Genomic DNA, 4,050 nt, shown 5'->3' on the forward strand with positions numbered 1-4,050 from the left:
CCACGGCTAAACAACACAAAACCGAATTTTAATCCTCAATTTTCTGCCATCCTCGCTACGGGCGGTATTCTCGGACAGCCTCCTGGCGACATGCTAGCATTTTTGGTTAATCACTCGTTTAAGGAGGCAATCTCCATGGCAACCCTGACCATCCGAAACCTGCCGGACGATCTGATCGAACGATTGAAAGCCAGCGCCAAAGCTGGCCACCGTTCCATGGAGCAAGAAGTGCGGGAGCTGCTTGAAGCCTGCTATCAACAAAAGTCTGACCTGATTAACGCCATTAAAAACAGCTGGAAAGAACTGCCGGAAAGCCCGGCCAAAGACATGGACACCTGGCGAAATAAAGGCCGACCATGAGCCGCACTGTTAACGACTCGATGGTCTGTTTAATGAACCTGTGCACCGGCAGGAGGCCCTGGCCGTACTGGCAAAAACCGAATACATCCATGTGCCTGACCTGTTCCGGGCTGAGTTCTGTAATATCGCCTGACAATGGATAACCCATCAGCAGTCCTGCATCAGGCCATACAGGCAACCGAACGAGCTGAAGCCCTGATCACATCGGTAACCAGCAGTGAGCGGTTATGGTTTAAAGCACTGGAACCTTATGCAAAACATCCGGCGTACGATGCGTTATTTGTGGTATTGGCAGAAACATTCGACTGCCCACTTGTCACCCGGGATAAAAAACTGCTGTGCAATTTTCCAGATATTGCCACTACGCCTGAAAGGCTATTAAAGCCTTGAAAAGCAAAACACCTTTTAAGGATAACCATTAATATTCGTCCGGCTCGGATCATAAAAATGATTGGCTTTGATGCGCTTGATGATAATGTCTTGTACAGAAGAAGCCGGGAACTTTTCGAAAGCTGCTTTCATATAGAACAGGGTTAGAGAGAGTCAAGAATCAGACCTGACCATGGATTTTTTGTTGATGATTAAACATTCCCAAAATCACCGGTGATTTTCAACTTGACATTAATACCCTGCCTGCTACGTTACATGTAACGTAATCACCCTTACCGGGAACACAGCTACGGAGGCGTTATGTCCACCAATCCTCACCCCCCCAAGTCCACCCGGGAACGGGTAGAACGTCACAGGGAAACCCTGCGTCAAGCCGGTTTACGCCCTTTGCAAATCTGGGTTCCGGATACACGGGTCGAAGGCTTCGCCCCGGAGTGTCAGCGACAATCGACCATCCTCAAGGCTGATAAACCCGAAAGTGACACCCTGGATTGGATTGAACAGACCAGCGACGATGAGGGCTGGGTATGAAGCGTGGCGATATCGTCACTGTCTCAGTCAAGGGAGATTACGGCAAACCAAGGCCAGCCCTGATCATCCAGTCCAACCTGTTCCCGGACCACCCTTCAATAACGATCCTGCCAATCACAGGCGAGTTAAGGGATGTTCCACTATTCCGCTACACCCTGTTTGAGAGTAAAGACAACGGACTCAACAAAACTTCTCAGGTAATGGTCGATAAAATCACCTCCATAAAAGCGGACAAAATCGGCAAAACCATCGGTTCACTCAGCGAGCAGGAACTGACAGAAATCACCCGGCTGATGGCTTTGTGGCTGGGAATGGCCTGAAAGGCAATGTTTCAAGGTTACAGCGTTGAAACGCTGAACCTTCAACGCTTGATTAATCAGACCCAAAAAGGCCGCAGACGTAGACCTTATCCAGCACACCCGCCGGCTCATCCACCCATTTTTTTCCAATCCGAACAGACACTCGGCGTATTACCTTCCTTGGCAATGCTTAAAAGGTCATTATACTTGTACTCTAACACGTACAAGTACTCGGCGAATAAAATGAATGTGGTTTCCTACACAGAACTGCGAAAAAACCTGAAAGCCGTTTTGGACAGCGTTGTTAATGATGCAACCCACACCATCATTCACCGGCGTGATGCAGAGGATGCGGTGGTTATGTCGAAAGAAAGTTACGACAGCCTGATGGAAACACTGTATCTGCTCTCGTCTCCTGAAAATGCCAGGCGGTTGAAATCTGCCGCCGAACAATTCAAAGCCAATAAAGGCATCATCAGGGATCTGCCGGAATTATGAGCAACCTGAAAAAGGTCACCTCAAGCTGGTCTGAAGAAGCCTGGGAAGACTTTCAATACTGGCTGGACAACGACAGACCGAAAGCCAGAAAAGTCACAAAGTTAATTACAGAATGTATGCGCACCCCTTTTGCAGGAACCGGAAAGCCCGAACCCCTGAAAGGTCACTTTTCAGGATTCTGGTCACGTAGAATTGACCAGGAACACAGGTTGGTATACGCCTACAGCAACGACAACCTGTTCATACTCCAATGCCGCTTCCACTACTGAAAACTCTGTGAAGAAGATGGTCAGCTTTGCCCAACGCAAACTCCAACCTGCTACCAGTTTATTATCTATTCTCGGACAGGCTCCTGAGAGGCTGTTCGAGAATAGCGCCCGTAGCGAGGATGGCAGAAAATTGAGGATATTGGAGACTGTCACAAAAAGCATAAAAGCCTTGAACCACAAAGGCACAAAGGAAAAGAAAAGCTCTTCCTGGTGAATTTGTGGTTCCCCTTCTTTTCAGAGCCTTTTGCGACAACCTCGAAGACGGTGGTATTGGTATGGTTTTTAACGCTTTCTTGTACCAGGCGACCCCGCCGCTTTGCTCCCAATGCGTCAGTTATGGATGGAGAATTTCGTGGAATTCGTTAAACCTTCCTGTCGTGAACGAATTACACTATCTGACGTACTATTTAAAAAAAGATACGCCAAGGTGATCATCATGCATAAACTAACGCTTCGGGTAGAAGACAAACTGGTCAACAATGCAAAAAAATACGCGGCACAACACGGCAAATCGTTATCGCAACTGGTGGCTGACTATTTTGCAGACCTGACCTGTCATGTGACAGAAGATGAACCATTACCACCGTTAACCCAAAGCCTGAAAGGCCTGCTGGCTGATGCCGGGATAGACGATGCAGACAAGGACTACAAAAAAAATCTGGAAGACAAATATCTATGAAGATCCTGGTGGATACCAACGTTATTCTGGATGTCCTGTTTGAACGGGAACCGTTTGTGGCTCACTCATCATCCATCATGGGCAGAGTGGAGCGCAGAACACTCAATGGCATACTCTGCGCCACAACCCTGACCACCCTTCATTACCTCACCTGCAAAACCATCGGCAAAGCCAAAGGCAGCGCTGCCATCAAAAAGCTGTTACAAATTTATCAGGTGGCACCAGTGGATCAGGCCATATTAATGCACGCCCTTGATAGCGGGTTTAGCGATTTTGAAGATGCCGCACTGTACGCTGCGGCGATACAGGCCGGAGCTGAAGCCATCATTACCCGCAATACCAAAGACTTTCGGTTAGCCGAAATCCCGGTACTCACTCCGGAAGAATTTATGGTTAAAAAAGTTAATACGTTAAAGCGTAAGGAAATAGATTCCGGAAGGCGCTGACCAAAAATGATATCAACGCTATCATTTTTACAGGGTATTCAGGAGGTGGATCGTGGCTAACCTGATCGTTCGTAATATTGACGAAAAAATCGTCGAAGCACTTAAGGCTCAAGCAGCTAAAAATGGGCTCAGCGCAGAGGCCGAATACCGTCGGATTCTTGAATCGGTTCTATTAAAGCCCAAAAAAAAGAGTTTTGCTGAAGCCCTGAAAAGTATCCCCAATGTCGGTAATGATGATGACTTCGAGCGTCTCGAAGACAGTGGTGATGCTAATGTATTTGATTGATACCAATGTCATCAGTGAAATCCGCAAGAGACAAAAAGCCAACCCCGGTGTTCAGGAATTCTTTAAAGAGGCGACTCAACAGGCATCGCCACTCTACCTGAGCGTGATTACCCTTGGAGAACTCCGTCGGGGCGTGGAAAAATTCGCCATAGAGGTGACGCGTCTCAGGCCAAACAGCTTGAGCACTGGCTGAATAGCCTGATCAGAGACTACAGCCAGTACATTCTGGAATTGGGCACTAAGTAGCTAACCATATGAAATCATATATTTCTGACTCCTTGTGCCGGCACTC

Annotated in this window: 9 protein-coding genes and 1 pseudogene; all 10 read left to right on the forward strand. The window is 47.8% G+C overall.

Annotation, left to right across the window (positions count from 1 at the left end):
* Positions 1-360: pseudogene (locus tag KDK14_RS18610) on the forward strand (hypothetical protein); the annotation flags it as partial.
* A gap of 135 nt (positions 361-495) precedes the next feature.
* On the forward strand, positions 496-750 hold the full coding sequence (locus tag KDK14_RS18615; protein ID WP_257266700.1) for a type II toxin-antitoxin system VapC family toxin: 255 nt from the start codon (positions 496-498) through the stop codon (positions 748-750).
* Positions 751-1,050: 300 nt separating this feature from the next.
* A complete protein-coding gene (locus tag KDK14_RS18620) occupies positions 1,051-1,281 on the forward strand; it encodes an antitoxin MazE family protein (RefSeq protein ID WP_257266701.1) in 231 nt (76 codons plus the stop codon).
* Positions 1,278-1,601, forward strand: a complete 324-nt coding sequence (locus KDK14_RS18625; protein ID WP_257266702.1) for a type II toxin-antitoxin system PemK/MazF family toxin — start codon at positions 1,278-1,280, stop codon at positions 1,599-1,601. Before KDK14_RS18620 ends, KDK14_RS18625 begins: the two co-directional genes overlap by 4 nt.
* Before the next feature lie 222 nt (positions 1,602-1,823).
* Positions 1,824-2,078 (forward strand): type II toxin-antitoxin system Phd/YefM family antitoxin, encoded by a 255-nt coding sequence (locus tag KDK14_RS18630; protein WP_257266703.1) that lies wholly within the window; start codon positions 1,824-1,826, stop codon positions 2,076-2,078.
* Positions 2,075-2,347: a Txe/YoeB family addiction module toxin gene (locus KDK14_RS18635; protein ID WP_257266704.1), complete on the forward strand. Its 273-nt coding sequence runs from the start codon at positions 2,075-2,077 to the stop codon at positions 2,345-2,347. Before KDK14_RS18630 ends, KDK14_RS18635 begins: the two co-directional genes overlap by 4 nt.
* A 436-nt stretch (positions 2,348-2,783) precedes the next feature.
* Complete coding sequence (locus tag KDK14_RS18640; protein WP_257266705.1) at positions 2,784-3,026, forward strand: DUF6364 family protein; 243 nt, start codon at positions 2,784-2,786, stop codon at positions 3,024-3,026.
* Positions 3,023-3,472, forward strand: a complete 450-nt coding sequence (locus KDK14_RS18645; RefSeq protein ID WP_257266706.1) for a PIN domain-containing protein — start codon at positions 3,023-3,025, stop codon at positions 3,470-3,472. The genes KDK14_RS18640 and KDK14_RS18645 overlap by 4 nt, the downstream gene beginning before the upstream one ends.
* 52 nt (positions 3,473-3,524) lie before the next feature.
* Positions 3,525-3,758 (forward strand): DNA-binding protein, encoded by a 234-nt coding sequence (locus KDK14_RS18650; RefSeq protein WP_257266707.1) that lies wholly within the window; start codon positions 3,525-3,527, stop codon positions 3,756-3,758.
* The gene (locus KDK14_RS18655; RefSeq protein ID WP_257266708.1) at positions 3,745-3,951 is read left to right on the forward strand and encodes a hypothetical protein; all 207 of its coding nucleotides are present in this window, start codon (positions 3,745-3,747) and stop codon (positions 3,949-3,951) included. Before KDK14_RS18650 ends, KDK14_RS18655 begins: the two co-directional genes overlap by 14 nt.
* Positions 3,952-4,050 lie beyond the last annotated feature (99 nt).

The sequence above is a fragment of the Endozoicomonas sp. ONNA2 genome (assembly GCF_024606365.1).
Taxonomy (GTDB): domain Bacteria; phylum Pseudomonadota; class Gammaproteobacteria; order Pseudomonadales; family Endozoicomonadaceae; genus Endozoicomonas.